The following is a 21,542-nucleotide window of genomic DNA, read 5'->3' as shown; positions in this document are numbered from 1 at the left end:
TTACCCGATCGAGGTTTGAAGCGATTTTGTTCAGGGCAAGGAAGCGGGACGCAGGTATATGAATATATTCCAAGGCTCGCTGACGCGGCCATGGACAAAATCGATCAAATCCCGCAGGGACGCCGAAATGGCTTCGATCTCGCCTCCGCGCGGCCTTGCAGATGGACCCACCATCCGCTGCGGCCACGCGAAGTCGATATCTTCGCCATTTCGACGCCTCGAACGGGTAAATGGTAGGTTCTGGCCCTTGATGAGCTGGGCTTTGTTCCATCGGGCGGCGGGTGCGCGGCCGTTCTGGCTGGCGACGGCCAGCGGCCTGGCCTTGGCGGCGAGCCCGGTGCTGGCCCAGAGCGAGGCGAATCCGGCCCAGCCGGCGGAGGAAGTCGCCGGCGAACCCGATTTGCAAACACCCGACGTCGTCCCGACGACATCCGACGCGCCCGATACCGCGAGCGAGCAGCAGATCGGCTTTGCCGCGGACAACCTCAATTACGACGGCGACACCGAGATCGTCGTCGCCGAGGGCAATGTCCAGATGAACCGCGAAGCGATCGAAATGCGCGCGGACAAGGTCACATGGAACCGACAGACGGGACAGGTGTTCGCCGAAGGCAATGTCATGATCAAGAACCCCGAAGGCGACGTCGCCTATGGGGACAAGATCGAACTGACCGACAGTTTGCGCGACGGCGTCGTCGAAAATCTGCTCGTCGTGCTCGACAATGGATCGCGCCTCGCCGCGGTTCGGGGCACGCGGTTCGACAATGGCAATATCGAGTTGGAGAACGCCGCCTATACCCCCTGTCCGGTCGAGGACGACGAGGGCTGTCCGAAAAACCCGAGCTGGCAGATTCGCGCGGTCAAGGTGATGTACGACCGGGCCAAGAACAAGGTCCGCTACAAGGGCGCGCGCGTCGAGATTTTCGGCCTGCCGCTGATCCCGCTCCCCGGGCTCAGCCACTCGATCAACAATGAGGCGAGCAGCGGCATATTGGTGCCCGAAATCCGGCTCGACCGGAGCAACGGCTTCGAGATCGCGGTCCCCTATTATCTGCGCATCGCCCCCGACCGCGACATGACGATCACGCCGCACGTCTACACCGACGCGGCGCCGATGCTGGAAGGCGAGTTCCGTGCGCTGACCGATATCGGGTCGTTCCGTATCAACGGCTATGCGACCTATGGCTCGCTCGTTCCGCTGGTCGGAGAGGATCCGGACAGCCAGAAGAGATTCCGCGGCTATCTGGAGAGCGCGGGCAAGTTCCAGTTCGATCCGCGCTGGAGCCTCACCTATTCGGGTCGCATCGCGACCGATCGCACCTTCATGCGCCGTTACGATATCAGCCGCGATGACCGGCTGCGTTCGACCTTCGAACTCGAACGGATCGGCGGCAATAGCTATCTCTCGATCGCCGGCTGGGCGACGCAGACGCTGCGCGTCAACGATATTCAGGGCCAGCAGCCGATCGCGCTGCCGATCATCGATTATCGCCAGCGGCTCGACGATCCGCTCTTCGGCGGGCAGCTGGAGTTGCAACTGAACACGCTCGCGATCGGCCGCACCGCGGGACAAGACACGCAGCGCGCCTTTGCCGGCGCGCAGTGGAATTTGCGCGGGCTGACCGGGCTCGGGCAGGAAGTCACGCTGACCGCCCTCGTGCGCGGCGACGTCTATCACAGCGACGAGAATCTGCTGACCGCGATCCCCGGCTATCGCGGCAAGTCGGGCTGGCAGGCGCGCGCGATCGCCGCGGTGGCCGCCGACATGCGCTGGCCCTTTATCGGCGAATTCGCCGGCGGCACGCAGACGCTGACCCCGCGCGTCCAGGTCGTCGCGACGCCGCCGATCAAGAATCTCGACATTCCGAACGAGGATTCGCGCGCCTTCGACCTCGAGGACAGCAATCTCTTCGCGATCAACCGTTTCAACGGTCACGACCGGTTCGAGGATGGGGCGCGCATCACCTATGGCCTCGAATGGAATTACAGCCGCCCGGGATTCAACATCAACAGCATCGTCGGGCAAAGCTATCGCCTGACCGACAAACCCAGCCTGTTCCCCGACGGCACCGGCCTGACCGACCGCACGTCGGATATCGTGGGGCGGACGACGATTGCGTATCGCGATTTCCTGCGCCTCACCCACCGTTACCGGCTCGACAAGGATAATCTCGCGATCCGCCGCAACGAATTCGACGCGACGATCGGCAGCCGCTCGACTTATGCCGTGGTCGGCTATTCGCGGCTCAATCGCGACATCCTGCTGCTCGGCGAGGATTTGCAGGACCGCGAGGAAGTGCGCGCCGGGGGGCGCGTCGCATTCGCGAAACATTGGTCGCTGTTCGGATCGGCGATCGTCGACCTGACGCAGCAGAGCGACGACCCGCTGAGCGGTGCCGACGGGTTCGAGCCGATTCGCCACCGGCTCGGCCTCGCCTATGACGACGATTGCCTGTCGATCGCGCTGACCTGGCGGCGCGATTATGCCGATACCGGCGACGCGCGGCGCGGCAACAGCTTTTCATTCCGGATCGCTTTCAGGAATCTGGGGTTCTGAGGGCGGACTTCGGCCGGTAGTTGCCGTCTCCCCTCCCGCTTGCGGGAGGGGTCGCGGGGGAGGGCCTGTGACGGTGCAAAGACCGTCCCCGCTGCGACTAGCCAGCAAGCTGGCAAGTCTCGCTGCCCCTCCCGCTCGCGGGAGGGGATGATGAAACCCACCCCAAACCGGACGGCCCTCGCTCAGCCTAGGTTCAGCGTCCGCGGCGTATCTGCGGGCATCAAATGGCTCCGATGGCGGATTGCGCTGGACCATCGGGCGTGTCCGCTGATACGGAGCGTCCGGACTTTCTCGAATAGGGTAAAGATGACCAAATTTTCGACCATGACCGGCCTGATCGCCTTGGCCGCCGTCGGCGCAGCGCCCGTGCTGGCCCAGACTGTTCCCGACAGCGAAGTGCCGACGACCAGCCTCAACATTCCCGGCAATGTGCAGCTTTACGGCGATGCCAAGCCGAACGTCTATCGCCCCTCGGCGACGGTGAACGGCGAAATCATCACCGCGACCGATATCGAACAGCGCATGGCGCTGATCCGTATCGCGAACAACAATGTCGAATTGCCGCCCGAAGAAATCGAGCGGCTGCGCAACCAGGTGTTCAGCAACCTGATCGACGAGAAACTGCAGATACAGGAAGCCAAGGCGGCCGAGATCGCGATCGACGAGAACATCGTCAACGAACAATTCGCCCGGCTCGCGACGCGCTTCAAGCAGACGCCCGAGCAGTTTTCGGAATATCTGGCGTCGAAAGGCTCGTCCGCAGCGGCGGTGAAGCAGCAGATCCGCGGCGAATTCGCGTGGGATCGCCTGTTGTCGCGCAACATCCAGTCAACGACCAACGTATCGACCGAAGAAGTCGACCTGATCGTCAAGCAGATGGAAGCGGCCAAGGGGCAGGATGAATTCCACCTTGGCGAAATCTATCTGTCGGCAACCCCCGACAATATCGCCGCGGTCAACGAAAACGCAAAGAAGATCATCCAGGCGCTGCAGGCGGGCGGCAGCTTCGCTGCCTATGCGCGCCAGTTTTCCGAAGCATCGACCGCGGTCGTCGGCGGCGACCTCGGCTGGGTGAAGGCCGGGCAGTTGCCCGCGTCGATGGGCGAGGCCGCGATGCAGATGCAGCCCGGCCAGCTCGTCGGACCGATCGAGGTGCCCGGCGGCATTTCGATCATGCTGTTGATCGACCGGCGTCAGGTGCTGACCGCCGATCCGCGCGACGCGGTGCTCAGCCTCAAGCAGATTTCGCTCGATTTTCCGGCCGGAACGACACAGGAAAAGGCATCCGAACTTGCCAGCAAGTTCGCCGAAGCGACGCGCACGATCGCCGGCTGCGGTGCCGCCGACGCGGTCGCGCAGCAATTGGGCGCCAGCGTCGTGTCGCGCGACAATATCGAAATGCGCGCCTTGCCCGCGCCGCTCCAGGCGACGCTCGTCAACCTCCAGGTCGGCCAGACGACGCAGCCCTTCGGTGCCGCGAACGAAGGCGTCAGCGTCCTTGTTCTTTGCGGCCGCGACATGCCGCAGACCGCGACGGCGCCGAACCTCGAGCAGATCGAGCAGAAACTGCTGGAGGACAAGGTCAACAAGCGGGCCCAGCGCTATCTGCGCGACCTGCGCCGGGATGCCGTGATCGAATATAGCTGATGTTGAGTTACGACATTCGACGTCCGATCGCGGTCACCATGGGTGACCCGGCCGGCGTCGGCCCCGAAGTCACGGCGCGCGCATGGGCTGCGCGCGGCGAAAACCGCCTGCCTCCCTTTGTCGCGATCGGCGACGTCGCCGCGATCGAAGCGGTGTGGGATGGCCCCGTCGCGCGTGTCGGCGACATGGACGAGGTCGTAAAAGCCTTCGGCGAGGCGCTGCCTGTCTGGCATCTCGAGGACAGCGGCCCGCTGACACCCGGATCGCCGACCGCAGCCGGCGCGACATGCGCGCTCCACGCGCTCGAAACCGGCATCGGGTTGACGCGCAACCAGGCGAGCTCGGCGCTGGTCACCGGTTCGGTGTCGAAACATGCGCTGCACGGCATCGGCTATACGCATCCGGGGCAGACCGAATTCATCGCCGAACGCTGCGGCGTGACCGCCACCAACGCGGTGATGATGCTGGCAGGACCATCGCTTCGCGTCGTGCCGCTGACCGTGCATATCCCGCTCGCCGAGGTGCCCGAGCGGCTGACGAGCGAATTGATCGTCGCCAAGGCGCGGATCGTCGCGCGCGGGCTGCGCCGCGATTTCGGCATCGATACGCCGCGCATCGCGCTTGCCGGGCTCAACCCGCACGCGGGCGAGAGCGGTCAGCTCGGCGGCGAGGAAGAGCGGATCATGAAGCCCGCGGTCGCCCAGCTGGCCCAGGATGGGATCATCGTCGACGGCCCGCTTGCTGCCGACGCGCTCTTCGCGCCCGGCATCCGCGACCAATATGACGCGCTGCTCTGCGGCTATCACGATCAGGCGCTGGCGCCGTTCAAGGCGTTGCATTTCCACGACGGGGTCAATCTGACGCTCGGGCTGCCGATCATCCGCACCTCGCCCGACCATGGCACCGCGTTCAACATCGCCGGCACCGGCCGGGCCGATGCCGGGCCGACGATCGCGGCGATCGCGATGGCCGCGCGCATGGCGACGGCGCGCGAGCGCGGCTGCGCCCCCGCAAAGTGACGGTCCAGCCGCGCACGCCGCTGCCGCCGCTGCGCGAGACGGTGCGCGTCCACGGCCTGTCGGCGAGCAAGGCGCTGGGACAGAATTTCCTGTTCGACGAGCAATTGCTCGACCGGATCGCAGCGCTTCCGGGCGACTTGAAAGGCGCGACGGTCTTCGAGGTCGGGCCGGGCCCGGGCGGGCTGACGCGCGCGCTGCTGCGCGCGGGGGCGAAGGTGGTCGCGGTCGAACGCGACGATCGCTGCCTGCCGCTGCTCGCCGAGCTGGGCGACGCCTTTCCGGGGCAGCTGACGGTGATCGCCGACGATGCGATGGCGATCGACGTCGACGCGCTGACCGGCGGCGCGCCCTATCATATCGTCGCCAACCTCCCCTATAACGTCGGCACCGCGCTGTTCACGCGCTGGCTCGAACCCGCGGCGTGGCCGCCGCGCTGGCTATCGCTGACCCTGATGTTCCAGCTCGAGGTCGCCGAGCGCATCGTCGCGCCGGTCGGGACGGGCGCCTATGGCCGGCTCGCGGTGCTCGCGCAGTGGCGCTCGAACGCGAAAATCGCGATGAAGGTGCATCGGTCGGCCTTCACCCCGCCGCCCAAGGTGATGTCGGCGATCGTCCATGTGACGCCGGGCGATCAGCCCGCGGGCGTCGACCCGAAACGGCTGTCGAAGCTCACCGAAAAGGGATTCGGCCAGCGGCGCAAGATGCTGCGGCAGAGCCTGAAGGGGGTCGAAGGCGCAGTTGCCGCGGCGGAGGCGCTGGGGATCGACCCGACGCGGCGGGCGGAAACCGTCAGCGTCGGCGAATGGGTCGCGCTGGCGCGCGCGCTCGGCGCGTAGATCCTCAGTTCTGGCCGGTGGCGGGCTTGACCGTCGCGACGACCGGCGTCGGCACCAGTGCCTCGGCGGCAACGACGCGTTTCGATGCGCTCGATGCGATCGTCTTTTCGAGCGCGGCGACCTGCGGGCATTTGGCGCCGCAGACGCGCTCGGCCTCGGCGAGCTTTTCGCGCGCCAGTTCGAGCGCCCCCTTGTCAGCGAGCGCTTCGCCCTGCCCGGTCAGCGCGACGATATCCTTCGGTTCGAGGATCAGCGCCTCGCGATAGAGGCCGATCGCCTTGCCCGGCAGCCCCTGCGCACGCGCGACCTGTGCCAGCGCGATGATCGCCGAACGGTTGCGCGGGTCGGCGGCGAGCGCCGATTCATAGAAGTCGATCGCCTGGTCGAGGTCGCCGGCCTCCTGCGCCTGATGCCCCTCCTGCTGGAGCGCGATCGAGCGGGGGAAGATGTCGTTGTCGGCGCGCTGCGCATCGGAGGCGGTCGGCAGGCTGGCCAGAACAAGACCAGCGCCAATGGCCAGAAAACTGATGCGCATCGCATTCTCCCATCGCTTCATCGAAAGGGATGCTAACATGGCGATGTCAGCCGCGCGAGAAAAAATCCGTCGCAGCCGTCGGTCGCCGGAGTCAGCAGGAAACCCGCGCCCGCGGGGCGGCCGATACCTTCGGGTAGATAGCCCGCGTCGGCGGTCCAGCCCGGATTCCGGTTCAGAAAATCATCCACCTGTGCCCGCCCCTCGCGCGCGATAACCGAGCAGACAGCATAAAGAAGTTTGCCGCCGGGCGCCACCAGATCGGCGGCTATGTCCAATAGCCTGGCCTGATCGGCGAGATGGCGGTCGAGCCGCGCCGGGGTGAGCCGCCAGCGCAGTTCGGGGCTGCGGCGCCAGGTGCCGCTGCCCGAGCAGGGGGCGTCGACGAAGACATGCGTCGCGTTGCCCTGCCAGTCGGCAAGCATTTCTGCTTCCCTGCCGGGATTGAGCAGGCGCGTCTCGATGCGCGTCGCGCCGGCGCGCTCGGCGCGTGGCGGCAGTTGCTGGAGGCGCGCGCGGTTGGTGTCGCAGGCGAGGATGTCGGCGTCGTTTCCGGTGAGCGAGGCGATGGCGAGGGTCTTGCCGCCGCCGCCCGCGCAGAGATCGACGATCGCCTGCTCCGGCGCAGCGTCCAGAGCGGCGGACGCATATTGGCTCGCGGCGTCCTGCACCTCGAACACGCCGTCAGCATAGGCGCGATGCTGGACCGCGGCCGTTTCGGGCGGCAGGCGCCAGCCGTCGGGCGCGCCGGGGATCGCTTCGCCTTCGGGAAAGAGTGTAGCGAGATCGTCGCGCGTCGCCTTGATGCGGTTGGCGCGGAGGTCGAGCGGTGCGCGCGTCAGCATCGCGTCATGTTCGTCTTCGCCGACGAGCGGGTCGAAGAGACCGATCAGCGCCTCTGCCGCAAGCCCGGTTTCGGCGCGCGGTTCGTCGGCGGCGATCGGCGCCGGACCGTAGGACGAACCGTCGAACAGCGGTGCGAGTTCGGGCCGGGCATCGGCAAGCGCGAGCATCGCCGCGCGGCCCGACGCGGGCGCCGAGCGCACCGCGCGGATCGCGTCATAGACATGGCCCCGGATCGCGCGCCGGTCCTTCGACCCCGCATAGCGGCGCGCGCGCATCGCTTCGGCGAAGATCGCGTCGGCCGGCGCCCCGCCCTCGCGCGCCGCAGCGGCAATGGCGTCGAGGATTTCGATGGCGGTCTGGAGACGGGCGGCGGGGGTCATGCAATGAAGCCCCTCCCGCTTGCGGGAGGGGGGCACAGGGTGAACCAGCCCCCGGCTGGTTCAGGTCGTGCCGGGGGCACGACCGACCCCATGCCGGGTGGACCAGCAGCGTTGCAATTGCCCGCCCCGCTGCGACTAGCGAACAAGCTCGCAAGTCTCGCTGCCCCTCCCGCTTGCGGGAGGGGATAAGGAGTGGGCGGCCGCATCGCCGCCCTCAACCCGCCGGGTAGTTCGGCGCCTCGCGCGTGATCGCGACGTCGTGAACATGGCTTTCGCGCAGCCCCGCATTGGTGATGCGGACGAATTTGGCGCGCTCGCGGAAATCCCCCAGCGTGCGGCTGCCGGTATAGCCCATCGCCGCCTTCACGCCGCCGACCATCTGGTGGATGACGTCCTTCGCGGGGCCCTTGAACGGCACCTGCCCCTCGATGCCCTCGGGAACCAGCTTCATCTGGTCCTTGATATCCTGCTGGAAATAGCGGTCGGCGCTGCCGCGCGCCATCGCGCCGACGCTGCCCATGCCGCGATAGCTTTTATAGGTGCGCCCCTGATAGAGGAAGGTCTCGCCCGGCGCCTCGGCGGTGCCCGCGAGCATCGATCCGACCATCACGCTCGACGCGCCGGCCGCCAGCGCCTTGGCGACGTCGCCCGAGGTGCGGAGGCCGCCGTCGGCGATCACGGGAACGCCGAGTTTCGAGGCGGCTTCGACGCTGTCGAGGATCGCGGTGAGTTGCGGCACGCCGACACCCGCGACGATGCGGGTGGTGCAGATCGAGCCCGGACCGATGCCGACCTTGACGCCGTCGGCGCCCGCGTCGATCAGCGCCTTGGTCGCGTCGCCGGTGGCGACATTGCCCGCGAGCACCTGAACCCGGTTCGACAATTTCTTGATGCGTTCGACCGTCTGGCCGACGCCCTTGCTGTGGCCGTGTGCGGTATCGACGACGATAAGGTCGCATTCGGCCTCGAGCAGCGCCTCGGCGCGCTCGACGCCGCTATCGCCAGTATTGGTCGCCGCCGCGACGCGCAGGCGGCCGTTCCCGTCCTTGGTCGCGTCGGGGAAATTCACCGCCTTTTCCATATCCTTGACGGTGATCAGGCCGATGCAGTGATAATCGTCGTCGACGACGAGCAGCTTTTCGATGCGGCGCTGGTGGAGCAATTTGCGCGCCTCGTCCTGCCCGACTCCCGCGCGCACCGTCGCGAGATTTTCGGCGGTCATCAGCTCGCGCACCGGCTGGCCCGGATTGTCGGCGAAGCGGACGTCGCGGTGGGTCAGGATGCCGACGAGCTTACCGCCCGTTTCGACGACCGGAATGCCAGAAATCCGGTGCTGGTCCATCAGCGCGGTCGCGTAGGAGAGCGGCGCGTCGGGGGTGATGGTGATCGGGTTGACGATCATGCCGCTTTCGAACCGCTTGACCTGCCGCACCGCGGCCGCCTGTTCCTCGACGGTCAGGTTGCGGTGAAGCACGCCAATGCCGCCGATCTGCGCCATCAATATCGCCATGTCGGCCTCGGTCACCGTGTCCATCGCCGACGACAGGACCGGGATGTTGAGGCTGATCTCGCTGGTCAGCTGGGTCGACAGATTGGCGTCTGACGGCAGGATGTCCGACGCGCCGGGCACCAGCAGCACGTCGTCGAAGGTAAGGCCGGTGATGATTTCCATGGGTGCCACTTTCTGGTGCGGGCGGCGCCTGCCCCCAAGCTTTCGGGGCGGCACACGCGAATCATTTGGTGGCGGCCCATGTAACCAGTCGCGCCCGCGCGCGCCAGTGGGGGACGAACGATTATTTCGCGCGATTCGGGAGGGCGGCCGGAGCACCGCAGGAACGCACGTCATCGCCACCGATGTAACCGGTTGCATTGCTTCCGAGGCCCCGTTAGACCCGCCGCATAACATAGTAACGGCGAAGAGGATATTCCGAATGAACCTGTCCAGCCAGGCGACCGTCCAGACTGGCGGTCGGTCGAATGCCATGGCGGCCTTTGCCGCGGTGACCGTGCTGTTTTTCGCCTGGGGCTTCATCACCTCGCTGATCGACCCGCTGGTCGCCGCTGTGAAGGGCATCTTCACGCTGAGCGACGCCGAAGCCCAATTGTCGGCGTCGGCCTTTTTTATCGCCTATGGCCTGATGTCCTTCCCCGCCGCGGCGCTGATCGCGCGCTTTCATTCGGTGCCGTCGATCCTGACCGCGCTGTCGACGATGGTCGTCGGTTGCCTCGTCATGCTCGCGGCGGCGAACCTCGCCGTCTATCCGCTCGTGCTCGCGGGCCTGTTCATCCTCGCCAGCGGCATCACCATATTGCAGGTCGCGGCGAACCCGCTCGCGGCGGCGCTCGGCGACCCGAAACGCAGCCATTTCCGCCTGACCTTCAGCCAGACCTTCAACAGTTTCGGCACCTTCCTCGGCCCGCTGATCGGCGCGCACCTGTTCCTCGAAGGCGTCGAGGTCAAGGAAGGTACCGTGGTGACCGAGTCAGTGCGCGCGCAGGCGCTCGGCGGGATCGACGCGGCCTATTTCTGGATCTGCGGCCTGATCATCGCCCTCCTTTTCTTCTTTTGGTTCAGCCGGCGGATCGTCAACGAAGCGGTGCCGCCCGCGCCGATCGGCGAGCGCGCGGGGATGGGCGAACTGATCCGCGAGGCCTTTTCGTCACGCTGGGCGTTGCTCGGCGGCGCCGCGATCTTCCTCTATGTCGGCGCCGAGGTCGCGATCGGGACGCAGATGGCGCTGTTTCTTAACAGCGATGCGATCTGGGGCCAGTCCGACGCGCCCTTCGGCACATTCGGCTGGATCATGGGCAGCGACGGCGTTCCCGGCGTGTCGTTGCAGGAAGCGGGCAAGGCGGTTGCGCTTTACTGGGGCGGCGCGATGGTCGGCCGCGCGATCGGATCGCTGCTGCTCGCGCGTTTCTCGGCATCGAAGCTGCTCGTCCTCTTCACCGCCATCGCGGCGCTGCTCTGCCTCTATATCGTGGTCGTCGGCGGGTTGAGCGCGGGCTTCGTCGCGCTGTCGATCGGCCTGTTCAACTCGATCATGTTCCCGGTGATCTTCACGCTGACGCTCGAACGTTCGACCGCGCGCGCGGAGGCGACGTCGGGGCTGCTGTGCACCGCGATCGTCGGCGGCGCGGCGATCCCCTATCTCGTCGGGCAATTGTCGGACGCGGTCGGTTACAGCGCCGCGCTGATCCTGCCCGCCGCCTGCTATGTCGCGCTGTGCGTCTTTGCCATCGCCGCCGGGCGCGCGCCCGCACGGCAGGCGGGCACGGGCGTCACGGTCCACTGAGGATCGGGGAACGCGGGGGATCATGGCGGGATTATCGATCGAGCGCGCGCGCAAGAGCTTCGGTGCGACCGAGGTCCTGAAGGATGTGTCGATCGAGGTCGCCGACGGCGAATTCACGGTGATCGTGGGGCCTTCGGGTTGCGGAAAATCGACGCTTTTGCGCATCGTCGCTGGGCTTGAGGAACTGACGGCCGGCCGTATCCACATCGGCGACCGCGACGTTACCGGCCTCGCGCCGTCGGAGCGCGGGATTGCGATGGTTTTTCAGTCCTATGCGCTCTACCCGCACCTCACCGTCTATGAAAATATGGCGTTCGGGCTGCGCATCGCGAAGGTCGGCAAAACCGCGACCGATACCGCGGTGCGCCGCGCGGCGGCGATATTGAACATCGAGGCGCTGCTCGACCGCAAGCCGGCGGCACTGTCGGGCGGCCAGCGCCAGCGCGTCGCGATCGGCCGCGCGATCGTCCGCCAGCCGGAGATTTTCCTGTTCGACGAGCCGCTGTCGAATCTCGACGCCGATCTGCGCGTGCGGATGCGTTATGAATTTGCCGAGCTTCACCGCCAACTCGGCACGACGACGCTTTATGTGACGCACGATCAGGTCGAGGCGATGACGCTCGCCGACCGGATCATCGTGATGCGCGACGGGCGGATCGAACAGGTCGGCACCCCGCGCGAACTTTATGACCGGCCCACGAATATCTTCGTCGCGCAGTTCCTCGGCACGCCGCGGATGAATATCCTGCCCGCGACGGTGGCAGAAGGCGGCCGCGCGACGCTGGCCGACGGCCGCAGCATCGCCCTGCCCGCGCTCGCGGCGCCGCTGGCGGCCGGGACGCCGCTGTCGATCGGCATCCGGCCCGAGGATATCGCGATCGGCGACGCGCCGGGCGCGCTGCCGTTCACCATCGGCTTTATCGAGCGGCTTGGCGGTCTGGCGACGCTGCATCTGGGCGGCCGCGGCGAAGGCGAACCCATCGCGTGCCAGTGGCGCGACGACGGCAGCCTCGGCGAGGGCGACACGGTCGCGGTATCCTTCGCGCCCCGCCATCTCCACCTATTCGACACCGACGGCAAAGCGTTGGAGACGATGGGGAAATGACCTTGCATTTCGCCATTGTAACCGGTTACGCTGTCGCCGTTTCCGCGCTCGGCGAAAGAGCAACGGAGTCGCATCAGCGGCCCGGCGCCAAATGAGGGAAAGGGGGCCAGCGGCATGGCGACATTGAGGGACGTGGCCCGCGAGGCGGGGGTTTCGGTGGCGACGGCATCGCGCGCGATCAACGGGCTCGGCAATGTCACCGCACCGACGCGCGCCGCGGTGATGGCGGCGGTCAAGAAGCTGAACTTCGTTCCCCACAGCGGCGCGCGCAGCCTGACGCGGCGCAAGACCGACACCGTCGGGGTCATCCTGCCCGACCTGTTCGGCGAATTCTTTTCCGAAATCATCCGCGGGATCGACCTGGTCGCGCATGAATCGGGGATGCACCTGCTGCTCGGCAACATGCACGGCAGCACGCACGAGACCGCCGCGGCGATCGCCGCGATGCGCGGCCGCGTCGACGGGCTGCTCGTCATGCCGCCCGACCTGAAGCCCGAACTGCTGGCGGACTATCTCGACCCGGCGCTGCCCACGGTGTTGCTCAACTATGATGCGGGTTCGCTCGACCTGCCCTTCGTGGCGGTCGACAATTATCGCGGCGCCTATGCGATGACCGAAGCGCTCTTGGCACACGGCGCGCGGCAGGTGATCCATATCGCGGGGCCCAAGCACAACCGCGACGCGCGCGACCGCCAGCGCGGCTTCGTCGATGCGATGGCGAAGATCGCCAAGGAACGCAGCCCGGTGATCCTGCCCGGCGATTTTTCGGAGGAAAGCGGCGAGAAGGCGGCGCGGCTGCTCGTCGAGGGACAGCTTCCCGCCGATGCGGTGTTCGCCGCGAACGATCAGATGGCGGTCGGACTGATCGCCGAACTGGCGCGCGCGGGCGTGTCGGTGCCCGGTGATGTGATGGTCGCGGGCTTCGACGACATTCCGCTCGCGCGCCATTTGAGCCCCGGTCTCACGACGATGCAGGTCAATATCGACCGGCTGGGGTCGACGGGCATGATGCTGTTGCTCCGCTTGCTGCGCGGCGACGCGCTGGGCGCGGCGAGCGCGACGATCCTGACCCCGAACCTAATCGAACGCGGCACCACCGCGAGCGCACCCGGCGCCGCGCGGGCGACCGCCGCGGCAGCCTCTCCATTGTGAACCCCGCGGCGCGCCTTTGCCGATGCAGCTGACGCGCCGCCATATGACCGGCGCGCTCGCCGCGCTGCCCCTCGCCCCGTTGCTCGGCGGCTGCGGCGCGCGCGCGCGCGATACGCTGACCGTGTGGGCGATGGGCAATGAGGCGGCGAGCCTGCCCGCGCTGCTCAAGGGTATCGACTGGCCGGCGGACGCGCCGCCGATCGCGGTCCAGCCGCTGCCATGGACCGCGGCGCACGAGAAATTGCTCACGGGATTTGCGGGCGGCTCGCTGCCCGGCGTCGGACAGGTCGGCAATAGCTGGATCGCCGAGCTGGCCGCGATCGGTGCGATCCAACCGGTTCCCGCCTATGCGAAGCGGTTGCTGAGCGACCAGTTCGGCGCGGTGGTCGACACCAACCGCATCGCGGGCAAGACGTGGGGCGTCCCCTGGTATGTCGACACGCGGCTGCAATTTTATCGCAAGGACCTGTTCGCGCGCGCGGGCTATGCCGCGCCGCCGGCCGAGTGGACCGATTGGAAGGCGGCGCTTCACAAGGTGAAGCAAGTCGCTGGCGACGGCAATTACGCGCTGCTCTATCCGCTTAACGAATATGAGCAGCTGACGACGCTCGCGCTGTCGGCGGGGGCGCGGATGCTGCGCGACGAGGGCGGACGCGGTGCCTTCTCCGACCCCGAATTCAAGGCCGCGCTCGCCTTCTATAAATCGCTGTTCGACGAGGGGCTCGCGCCGCGGGTCTCGATGGCGCAAATCTCCAACGTCTGGACCGAATTCGGACGCGGTTATTTCAGTCTCTTCCTGTCGGGGCCCTGGACGATCGGCGACATGAAGAGCCGCCTCGGCCCCGAACGGCAGGACGATTGGGGCACGGCGGCGAACCCCGGTCCGGGCGGCATCGGATCGGCGGCGCCGGGTGGGTCGAGCCTCGTCGTCTTCGCCGGGAGCGAGCATGGCAAGGCGGCGTGGGATCTGGTCGCGCGCCTGACGGCGTCGGGCGCGCAGCTCGCGCTCCACGAGGCGACGGGCGACCTTCCCGCGCGGCGCTCAGTGTGGACCGCGGCGGGGTTGATGCGCGACCCCGCGGTCGCGCCGTTCCGCGCCCAGCTTGAGCATGCGACCGCGCTGCCGAAGGTGCCCGAATGGGAGCGAATCGTGACCGAGATGCAGATCGTCGCCGAACGCATGGTGCGCGGCCAATATAGCGTCGACGCGGCCGCGAAGGAGATCGACGCGCGCGCCGACCGGCTGCTCGAAAAGCGGCGCTGGATGCTCGAGAAGGGGCGGGCGCTATGACGGCCGCTGGCAGGGTGGGCGAAGTGCGCGCGGGTTGGGCGATGTCGTCGCCGGCGCTCGCGGCGATCCTGCTTTTCTTCGTGCTGCCCGCGATCGCCTCGCTGTTTTTAAGCTTCACCGATTTCGACATTTACGCGCTCGCCGACATCGGAAACCTGCGCTTCGTCGGCCTGCAAAACTACGAACGGCTGGTCGAGAACCCGCTGTTCTGGAAGGCGATGACGAACACCCTGCTGTTCGTCGCGGTCGGCACCCCCTTCATCGTCGCGCTGTCGCTGTTCGCGGCGATGCTCGTCAATTCGCGCTGGCTGAAGTGGCGGCCGGTGTGGCGCGTCGCCTTGTTCGCGCCCTATGTGACGACGCTCGTCGCCACGGCAGTGGTGTGGCGCTATCTGCTCCACACGCGTTACGGGCTGCTCAACTATCTGCTCTCCCTTTTCGGGGTGCCCCCGGTCGACTGGCTGGGAAGTCCGACCGCATCGCTGCCCGCGATCCTGATCTTCGTCGGGTGGAAGACTTTCGGCTATAATATGATCATCTTCCTCGCCGCGCTCCAGACGGTGCCGCGCGAGCTCGATGAGGCGGCGCGGATCGACGGCGCGGGTTGGTTCATGCGGCTGCGCCACGTCACCCTGCCCGCGATCGCGCCGACGGTGCTGCTCGTCTCGGTGCTCACCGTCGCGGGCATGTTCCAGCTCTTCGCCGAACCCTATGTGATGACGCAGGGCGGCCCCGCCCAGTCGACCGTCACCATCCTTTATTTCATGTATGAGGAGGGGTTCAAATGGTGGAACCTCGGGTCGGGCGCGGCGGTCGCCTTCCTGCTCTTCCTCTGCATCCTCGCGGTGACGCTGGTGCAATTGCGTCTGGCAAAGCGGAGCGGCGCGATATGAGCCTGCGCCGCTGGTCCGTCACCTTGCTCGCCGCGTTCGCCGCGCTGGTGACGATCGCGCCCTTGCTCTGGATGGCCTCGGTCAGCTTGATGGCGCGCGGCGAGGCGGCGCACTTTCCGCCGCCGCTGTGGCCCGCGAGCCCGACGCTCGAAAATTACCGCGAGCTATTCGGCAGTTTCGGCGTCGGCCGCTTCCTGCTCAACAGCATCCTCATTTCGACGCTCGCGACGGGCCTTGCGCTGCTCTTCACGATTCCGGCGGGCTATGCCTTCGCCAAGCTGCGCTTCAAAGGCCGCGACGCGACCTTCCGCCTGCTCGTCGCGGCGCTTGTCGTGCCGGGGCAGATCGGAATGCTGCCGCTGTTCCTCGAACTCAAGGCGATGGGGCTCGTCAACAGCTATGCCGGCGCGCTGGTGCCATGGCTCGCGGGGATTTTCGGCATCTTCCTCGTCCGCCAATATTGCCTGTCGATCCCCGACGAGATGCTCGAGGCGGCGCGGATCGACGGCGCGAGCGAGGGGCAGATATTGCGCCGCATCGTGCTGCCGATCCTGACCCCGATCATCGTCACGCTCGCGCTCTATGTCTTCCTGTCGAGCTGGAACGATTTCATGTGGCCGCTGATCATCCTCGCCGATCAGGATCTCTACACCCTGCCCGTCGCGCTCGCCGCGAACAGCCGCCAGAATGTGCAGGATTACGAGATCATGATGGCTGGTGCGGTCGTCACCACCCTCCCCGTCCTCATCCTCTTCCTCGCGCTCCAACGCTATTATCTGAGCGGGCTTCTGACCGGGAGCGTGAAGGGATGAAAATTATCAGGAGCAAATCGTTGAAGCTGCCCAAAAACTCGTTCGCCTTTGCTCCGCTTGCGGCCATCGCGTTGGCTTTCTCCCCGCCAGCCTTTGCCCAAAGCGACGGCCAAAGTCCGCAACCTGCGATCGAGGCGGGCAATTACCCCTACCAGCTGTTCCTGCCGCGCGGCTACACCGCCGATTCCAGGGCGAACTGGCCCCTGCTGATCTTCCTCCACGGTTCGGGCGAGCGCGGCAACGATGTCGCGAAGGTCAAGGTGCACGGCCCGCCGAAGATCGCCGACCGCACCCCCGACTTTCCCTTCGTCACCGTCTCGCCGCTGCTCGGCGCCGATCAGGACTGGGACGTCGCGAAGCTCGACCAGCTGCTCGATCATGTGACCAAAACGCTGCGCATCGACCCCACGCGCGTCTATCTGACCGGGCTCAGCCGCGGCGGCCATGCGAGCTGGCGCTGGGCCACGGCCGAGCCGCACCGCTTCGCCGCGGTCGCGCCGGTCGCGGGGCGCGGCGATCCCACGACCGCCTGCGCGCTCAAGGACACGCCGGTCTGGGCCTTTCACGGCGACCGCGACGATGTCGTCGTGCCCGAGGGCAGCTTTGCGATGGCGCGCGCGATCCGCGCCTGCGGCGGCCGGGTTTCGCGGCTGACCATCTATCCCGACCTCGGCCACAACAGCTGGGACCCGGCCTATGACGATCCCGCGCTTTACCTCTGGCTGCTCTCTCACCGCCTCCCCACTCCGCCCGACGCGGCGGCAAACAAGAAGACCAAGGAAAGAAAATGACGCAGACGATTTTCCCCGACGATTTCCTGTGGGGCGCGGCGACCGCGGCCTATCAGATCGAGGGGTCGCCGCTCGCCGACGGCGCGGGCGCGAGCATCTGGCAGCGCTTCAGCCACGACCCGCGGCTGATGGCGGCGAAAGGCGACACCGGCGACGTGGCGTGCGACCATTATAACCGCATGCCCGCCGACGTCGCGCTGATGAAGGAACTCGGGCTCAAGGCCTATCGCTTCAGCGTCAACTGGGGCCGCGTGCTGCCCGAAGGCATCGGGCGCGTGAACGAGCCCGGCCTCGACTTCTACGAGCGGCTGGTCGACGAACTGCTCAAGAACGACATCGAGCCGTTGCTGACGCTGCATCACTGGGACTTGCCCGCAGCGCTCGACGACAAGGGCGGCTGGCTCAACCGCGACAGCGCCGACTGGTTCGCCGAATATGGATCGGTGATGTACCGCCGCCTCGACGGCCGGGTGAAGAAATGGGTGACGCTGAACGAACCCTGGGTGATCACCGATGGCGGCTATCTCCACGGCGCGCTTGCCCCCGGCCACCGCAATCTGTTCGAGACACCGATCGCAAGCCACAATCTGATGCGCGCGCACGGCCGCGCGGTGCAGGCCTATCGCAGCGAGGGCGCGCACGAGATCGGGCTCGTCGTCAATATCGAGCCCAAATATCCCGCGAGCGACAGCGCCGAGGATCTGGCCGCCACGGCACGCGCGCACGCCTATATGAACCGGCAGTATCTCGATCCGGCGCTGAAGGGCAGCTACCCCGACGAACTCGCCGACGTGTTCGGCGAAGCTTGGCCGCAATGGCCCGTCGAGGATTTGAAGGACATCTGCCAGCCGGTCGATTTCATCGGTATCAACTATTACACCCGCAACGTCGTCAGGGCCGACCCGAACCAATGGCCGGTCGGCGCGTCGCCGGTGCGGCAGGTCGCGACGCACACGACCACCGACTGGGAGGTCTATCCGCCCGCGCTCACCGACATGCTGATCTGGTTCCGCGACACCTATGGCGACATTCCCGTCTATATCACCGAAAATGGTGCCGCATTCTATGACCCGCCGCAGGCCGGGCCCGACGGCATCGACGATCCGCTGCGCTGCGATTATCTCCGCACGCATATCTCGGCGATCGGCGACGCGATCCGGCAGGGGGTCGACGTGCGCGGCTATATGGCCTGGTCGCTGCTCGACAATCTCGAATGGTCCTTGGGCTTTTCGAAGCGCTTCGGTATCGTCCATGTCGATTATGAAACGCAGGTCCGCACACCGAAGCGCAGCGCGCGTTTCTATAGTAGCGTGATCGCCGCCAACGGAGGAAATCTCGGATGACCCGCAAAGCCCTGATCCTCGCGGCGGCGCTGCTTGCACTGCCCGCCGCGGCGAAAGAGCGCGCCGATCATTATGAAGCGATGACCTATAATATCCGGCTCGATATCGCGTCGGATGGCGGCAACGCCTGGCCGCACCGCCGCGCAGCGCTGATCGCACTCGTCGCCTATCAGGCGCCTGACCTTGTCGGGATGCAGGAGGTGTTGCAGCACCAGAAGCAGGCCGTCGAGGCCGATCTGCCCGCCTATCAGTTCGTCGGCGTCGCGCGCGACGACGGCAAGACGAAGGGCGAATATTCGATGCTGGGGTTCCGCCGCGACCGCTTCGCGCTGGTCGGATCGGGCACTTTCTGGTTGTCGCCGACGCCCGATGTGCCGAGCAAGGGCTGGGACGCCGCGCTGCCGCGGATCGCGACCTGGGCGCGGCTGCACGACCGGACGGCGAAGCGCAATTTGCTCGTCGTGAACACCCATTTCGACCATATCGGCGAGGTCGCGCGGCAGGAAAGCGCCCGGCAGATCCGCCGCTGGATCGACGGCGAGCGCAAGCCTGACGAAAGCGCCATATTGATGGGCGACTTCAACAGCGCCGCGACGAGCAATCCCTATGCCGCGATCGTCGAGCCCGGCGAGGGTGCGCTGCGCGACAGCCGCACGGTCAGCCGCACGCCGCATTACGGCCCGCTCGGCACCTTCACCGGATTCGACATCGCGCGGATGGACGCCAGCCCGATCGACCATATCTTCGTCAGCGACGATGTGGCGGTGCTGCGCCATGCGACGCTGACCGACCAGACCGGCGGGAAGCTGCCGTCGGATCATTATCCGGTGGTGGCCGATCTGTGCATTGGCGAGGCTTGCTGAAGATGGCGCGGTGGCTGGCGTTGCTGATCGCGGCGTCGCTCACCGCATGCTCGGCGACGCCGCCCACCTCGGTGCCGGCGCCGCCTCCATCGCCGCGCATGATCGCCGATCTCGGCGCGGGTTGGCAGTTTCGCTTCGATGAAAAACTGACGCCCGAGACGGCGGCTGCGCTGCCCGATGGCGGTTGGGCGCCGGTCGTCCTGCCCCACACATGGAATCGTCTCGGCGAATATCGCGTCGGCCGAACCGAAGCGACCGACAACAGGCAGGGCATCGGCTGGTATCGGCTGCGGCTCGACGGCGCGACTTTGCCCGCAGGCCGCCGCCATGTGATCGAGTTCGACGGCGTCGGCAATATCGCCGACCTGTGGGTCAACGGACGCAAGGCCGGCAGCCACGCCGGCGCCTTCTCGCGCTTCCGCTTCGATCTCACCGGATATCTCGATCCGGCTGGTTCGAACCTCATCCTGCTGCGCGCCGACAACAGCAAGCCCGAGCCCGGCAGCAGCACGCAGCATGTCATCCCGCTCGACGGCGATTTCTTCATTCACGGCGGCATTTATCGCGGCGTCCGGCTGCTCCATGTCGCACCCAGCCATATCGCGCTCGACGATCATGGCGGGCCCGGCGTCTACGCGACCCCGCGCTTCGCCGCCGATGGCCGCGCGACGCTGGCGGTGCGCGTAAAGCTCGCGGGCGCGGCGGCTGGACAGAGCCTCGTCGTCACCTTGCGCGATGCCGAAGGACGCCCCATCGCCGAAGCGACGACGCCGCTCGATGCGCAGCAGCGCGAGGCGCAATTGACGCTCGACGTCCCCGCTCCGCGCCGCTGGAACGGGCGCGCCGACCCCTATCTCTATCGGCTAGAGGCGAGGATCGCCGATGCGGGCGCGTCACTCGACAGCGTCTCGGTGCCCGTGGGTTTTCGCGAATTCCTTATCGATCCGAACAAGGGCTTTTTCCTCAACGGCAAGCATCTGCCGCTGCATGGCGTCTCGCGACATCAGGACTATCTCGGCAAGGGTTGGGCGCTCGCCCCCGAGGACCATGAACGCGACATGGCGCTGATCGCCGAAATGGGCGCAAACACCGTGCGCTTCGCCCATTATCAGCACGCGCCCGAATGGTTCGAACTCGCCGACCGTTACGGCATGATCGTGTGGGCCGAAATTCCCTTCGTCAACCGGCCGTCGAACGACGGCTCGACCGGATCGCCCGAACTGGTCGCCAATGCGAAGGCGCAGATGGTCGAACTGATCCGCCAGAATTACAACCATCCCTCGGTCGTCACCTGGGGCATCGGCAATGAGGTCGACCTCGACATGGCGACCGGCCGTGCCCCGCCGAGCGCCGACGCCCGTCCGCTGCTGCGCGACCTCGACGCGCTGTCGAAGGCCGAGGATCCGACGCGCCCGACGGTGATCGCCGATTGCTGCGAGGCGACGCACGAGGGCGCGGCTCCGTCCGGCGAGCGGCCCCGCCAGCCGGTGCTGACGGGGCTTGCCGACCTGATGGGATACAACCGCTATTTTGGCTGGTATTACGGCGACGTCGCCGACCTTGGTCCGCATCTCGACCGTATGCACGCGCGCTATCCGGCGATCCCGATCTCGGTTAGCGAATATGGCGCGGGCGGCGCGCTCAGCCAACATGTCGAGGATGGATCGACCCACAAGATCGCGCACGCCAGCCGCATGCACCCCGAGGAATTCCAGAGCTGGTATCACGAGCAAAGCTGGTCGCAGCTTCGCGACCGCCCCTATCTCTGGGCGAGCTGGATCTGGAACATGTTCGATTTCTCTTCGAAAATTCGGCAGGAAGGCGACGCGACCGACGTCAATGACAAGGGCCTCGTCACATTCGACCGCAAGGTGAAGAAGGACGCCTTTTTCTATTACAAGGCCGAATGGTCGACCGAACCCGTCGTCCATATCAACAGCCGGCGCTGGACGCGGCGCACCGAAGCGACGACGCGCATCCGCATCTATAGCAACGCACCGAAGGTCATGGTGATGCTGGGCGACAAGCCGCTGGGCGAGATCGCCTGCGCCGCAAGCATATGCGAGATCGGGGACGTGCGGCTCGCGCCCGGCGTCAACCGCGTGACCGCCTCCGCCCGCTTCGCCGGCAGGGTGGTCAGCGACGTCGTCGAATGGACGCTGACGCCGCGCTGAGCGTC

General features: G+C 66.7%; 17 protein-coding genes. 14 read left to right on the top strand and 3 right to left on the bottom strand.

The window, feature by feature from the left end; all coding sequences use genetic code 11:
• The first annotated feature begins 250 nt into the window (after window positions 1–250).
• The 4 genes from FG95_RS06020 (at window position 251) to rsmA (ending at window position 6,059) form a co-directional block, all read left to right on the top strand.
• On the top strand, window positions 251–2,557 hold the full coding sequence (locus FG95_RS06020) for an LPS-assembly protein LptD (RefSeq protein WP_037554669.1): 2,307 nt from the start codon (window positions 251–253) through the stop codon (window positions 2,555–2,557).
• 306 nt (window positions 2,558–2,863) lie between these two features.
• Window positions 2,864–4,204, top strand: coding sequence for a peptidylprolyl isomerase (locus FG95_RS06015; RefSeq protein WP_052182135.1), 1,341 nt, complete (start codon window positions 2,864–2,866; stop codon window positions 4,202–4,204).
• Window positions 4,205–4,242: 38 nt separating this feature from the next.
• Window positions 4,243–5,223: a 4-hydroxythreonine-4-phosphate dehydrogenase PdxA gene (gene pdxA, locus FG95_RS06010; protein ID WP_037554798.1), complete on the top strand. Its 981-nt coding sequence runs from the start codon at window positions 4,243–4,245 to the stop codon at window positions 5,221–5,223.
• Window positions 5,220–6,059 carry a 16S rRNA (adenine(1518)-N(6)/adenine(1519)-N(6))-dimethyltransferase RsmA gene (gene rsmA / locus FG95_RS06005; protein WP_235211475.1) on the top strand — a complete coding sequence of 280 codons (840 nt, stop codon included), beginning with the start codon at window positions 5,220–5,222 and terminating at the stop codon, window positions 6,057–6,059. The genes pdxA and rsmA overlap by 4 nt, the downstream gene beginning before the upstream one ends.
• A 4-nt stretch (window positions 6,060–6,063) precedes the next feature.
• Here the strand turns inward: rsmA and FG95_RS06000 are convergent, their stop codons facing one another.
• The 3 genes from FG95_RS06000 to guaB form a co-directional block, all read right to left on the bottom strand.
• Complete coding sequence (locus FG95_RS06000) at window positions 6,064–6,615, bottom strand: tetratricopeptide repeat protein (RefSeq protein ID WP_037554668.1); 552 nt, start codon at window positions 6,613–6,615, stop codon at window positions 6,064–6,066.
• An 11-nt stretch (window positions 6,616–6,626) separates the two neighbouring features.
• The gene (locus FG95_RS05995) at window positions 6,627–7,817 is read right to left on the bottom strand and encodes an RsmB/NOP family class I SAM-dependent RNA methyltransferase (protein WP_037554667.1); all 1,191 of its coding nucleotides are present in this window, start codon (window positions 7,815–7,817) and stop codon (window positions 6,627–6,629) included.
• A gap of 214 nt (window positions 7,818–8,031) precedes the next feature.
• Complete coding sequence (gene guaB, locus FG95_RS05990; protein WP_037554666.1) at window positions 8,032–9,489, bottom strand: IMP dehydrogenase; 1,458 nt, start codon at window positions 9,487–9,489, stop codon at window positions 8,032–8,034.
• A gap of 259 nt (window positions 9,490–9,748) precedes the next feature.
• Here guaB and FG95_RS05985 point away from each other — a divergent pair, with 259 nt between their 5' ends.
• The 10 genes from FG95_RS05985 (at window position 9,749) to FG95_RS05940 (ending at window position 21,537) form a co-directional block, all read left to right on the top strand.
• Window positions 9,749–11,113, top strand: coding sequence for an MFS transporter (locus tag FG95_RS05985; RefSeq protein WP_235211474.1), 1,365 nt, complete (start codon window positions 9,749–9,751; stop codon window positions 11,111–11,113).
• A gap of 22 nt (window positions 11,114–11,135) precedes the next feature.
• Window positions 11,136–12,218, top strand: a complete 1,083-nt coding sequence (locus tag FG95_RS05980) for an ABC transporter ATP-binding protein (RefSeq protein ID WP_037554665.1) — start codon at window positions 11,136–11,138, stop codon at window positions 12,216–12,218.
• Between the two features lie 114 nt (window positions 12,219–12,332).
• Window positions 12,333–13,370, top strand: a complete 1,038-nt coding sequence (locus FG95_RS05975) for a LacI family DNA-binding transcriptional regulator (RefSeq protein ID WP_052182134.1) — start codon at window positions 12,333–12,335, stop codon at window positions 13,368–13,370.
• 22 nt (window positions 13,371–13,392) lie between these two features.
• Window positions 13,393–14,661, top strand: a complete 1,269-nt coding sequence (locus tag FG95_RS05970) for an extracellular solute-binding protein (protein ID WP_037554664.1) — start codon at window positions 13,393–13,395, stop codon at window positions 14,659–14,661.
• Window positions 14,658–15,554, top strand: coding sequence for a carbohydrate ABC transporter permease (locus FG95_RS05965; protein WP_235211473.1), 897 nt, complete (start codon window positions 14,658–14,660; stop codon window positions 15,552–15,554). The genes FG95_RS05970 and FG95_RS05965 overlap by 4 nt, the downstream gene beginning before the upstream one ends.
• Window positions 15,551–16,366, top strand: coding sequence for a carbohydrate ABC transporter permease (locus FG95_RS05960; RefSeq protein ID WP_161786536.1), 816 nt, complete (start codon window positions 15,551–15,553; stop codon window positions 16,364–16,366). Before FG95_RS05965 ends, FG95_RS05960 begins: the two co-directional genes overlap by 4 nt.
• A 20-nt stretch (window positions 16,367–16,386) precedes the next feature.
• Window positions 16,387–17,157: an alpha/beta hydrolase-fold protein gene (locus FG95_RS05955; RefSeq protein ID WP_200880157.1), complete on the top strand. Its 771-nt coding sequence runs from the start codon at window positions 16,387–16,389 to the stop codon at window positions 17,155–17,157.
• A complete protein-coding gene (locus tag FG95_RS05950; RefSeq protein WP_037554662.1) occupies window positions 17,154–18,500 on the top strand; it encodes a GH1 family beta-glucosidase in 1,347 nt (448 codons plus the stop codon). Before FG95_RS05955 ends, FG95_RS05950 begins: the two co-directional genes overlap by 4 nt.
• On the top strand, window positions 18,497–19,363 hold the full coding sequence (locus FG95_RS05945) for an endonuclease/exonuclease/phosphatase family protein (RefSeq protein ID WP_037554660.1): 867 nt from the start codon (window positions 18,497–18,499) through the stop codon (window positions 19,361–19,363). The genes FG95_RS05950 and FG95_RS05945 overlap by 4 nt, the downstream gene beginning before the upstream one ends.
• Window positions 19,364–19,365: 2 nt before the next feature.
• Window positions 19,366–21,537 (top strand): glycoside hydrolase family 2 protein, encoded by a 2,172-nt coding sequence (locus FG95_RS05940; RefSeq protein WP_037554658.1) that lies wholly within the window; start codon window positions 19,366–19,368, stop codon window positions 21,535–21,537.
• Window positions 21,538–21,542: the final 5 nt, after the last annotated feature.

The organism is Sphingopyxis sp. LC363 (genome assembly GCF_000756385.1).
In the GTDB taxonomy this organism is placed as follows: Bacteria; Pseudomonadota; Alphaproteobacteria; order Sphingomonadales; family Sphingomonadaceae; genus Sphingopyxis.
This window is presented reverse-complemented; position numbering and strand designations above follow the sequence as displayed.

Bases quoted from the DNA above. Each gene is read 5' to 3' on its own strand.
- FG95_RS06020 (WP_037554669.1), top strand. From the start codon at position 251: ATGAGCTGGGCTTTGTTCCATCGGGCGGCGGGTGCGCGGCCGTTCTGG.
- FG95_RS06015 (WP_052182135.1), top strand. From the start codon at position 2,864: ATGACCAAATTTTCGACCATGACCGGCCTGATCGCCTTGGCCGCCGTC.
- pdxA (WP_037554798.1), top strand. From the start codon at position 4,243: ATGGGTGACCCGGCCGGCGTCGGCCCCGAAGTCACGGCGCGCGCATGG.
- FG95_RS06000 (WP_037554668.1), bottom strand. From the start codon at position 6,615: ATGAAGCGATGGGAGAATGCGATGCGCATCAGTTTTCTGGCCATTGGC.
- FG95_RS05995 (WP_037554667.1), bottom strand. From the start codon at position 7,817: ATGACCCCCGCCGCCCGTCTCCAGACCGCCATCGAAATCCTCGACGCC.
- guaB (WP_037554666.1), bottom strand. From the start codon at position 9,489: ATGGAAATCATCACCGGCCTTACCTTCGACGACGTGCTGCTGGTGCCC.
- FG95_RS05985 (WP_235211474.1), top strand. From the start codon at position 9,749: ATGAACCTGTCCAGCCAGGCGACCGTCCAGACTGGCGGTCGGTCGAAT.
- FG95_RS05980 (WP_037554665.1), top strand. From the start codon at position 11,136: ATGGCGGGATTATCGATCGAGCGCGCGCGCAAGAGCTTCGGTGCGACC.
- FG95_RS05975 (WP_052182134.1), top strand. From the start codon at position 12,333: ATGGCGACATTGAGGGACGTGGCCCGCGAGGCGGGGGTTTCGGTGGCG.
- FG95_RS05970 (WP_037554664.1), top strand. From the start codon at position 13,393: ATGCAGCTGACGCGCCGCCATATGACCGGCGCGCTCGCCGCGCTGCCC.
- FG95_RS05965 (WP_235211473.1), top strand. From the start codon at position 14,658: ATGACGGCCGCTGGCAGGGTGGGCGAAGTGCGCGCGGGTTGGGCGATG.
- FG95_RS05960 (WP_161786536.1), top strand. From the start codon at position 15,551: ATGAGCCTGCGCCGCTGGTCCGTCACCTTGCTCGCCGCGTTCGCCGCG.
- FG95_RS05950 (WP_037554662.1), top strand. From the start codon at position 17,154: ATGACGCAGACGATTTTCCCCGACGATTTCCTGTGGGGCGCGGCGACC.
- FG95_RS05945 (WP_037554660.1), top strand. From the start codon at position 18,497: ATGACCCGCAAAGCCCTGATCCTCGCGGCGGCGCTGCTTGCACTGCCC.
- FG95_RS05940 (WP_037554658.1), top strand. From the start codon at position 19,366: ATGGCGCGGTGGCTGGCGTTGCTGATCGCGGCGTCGCTCACCGCATGC.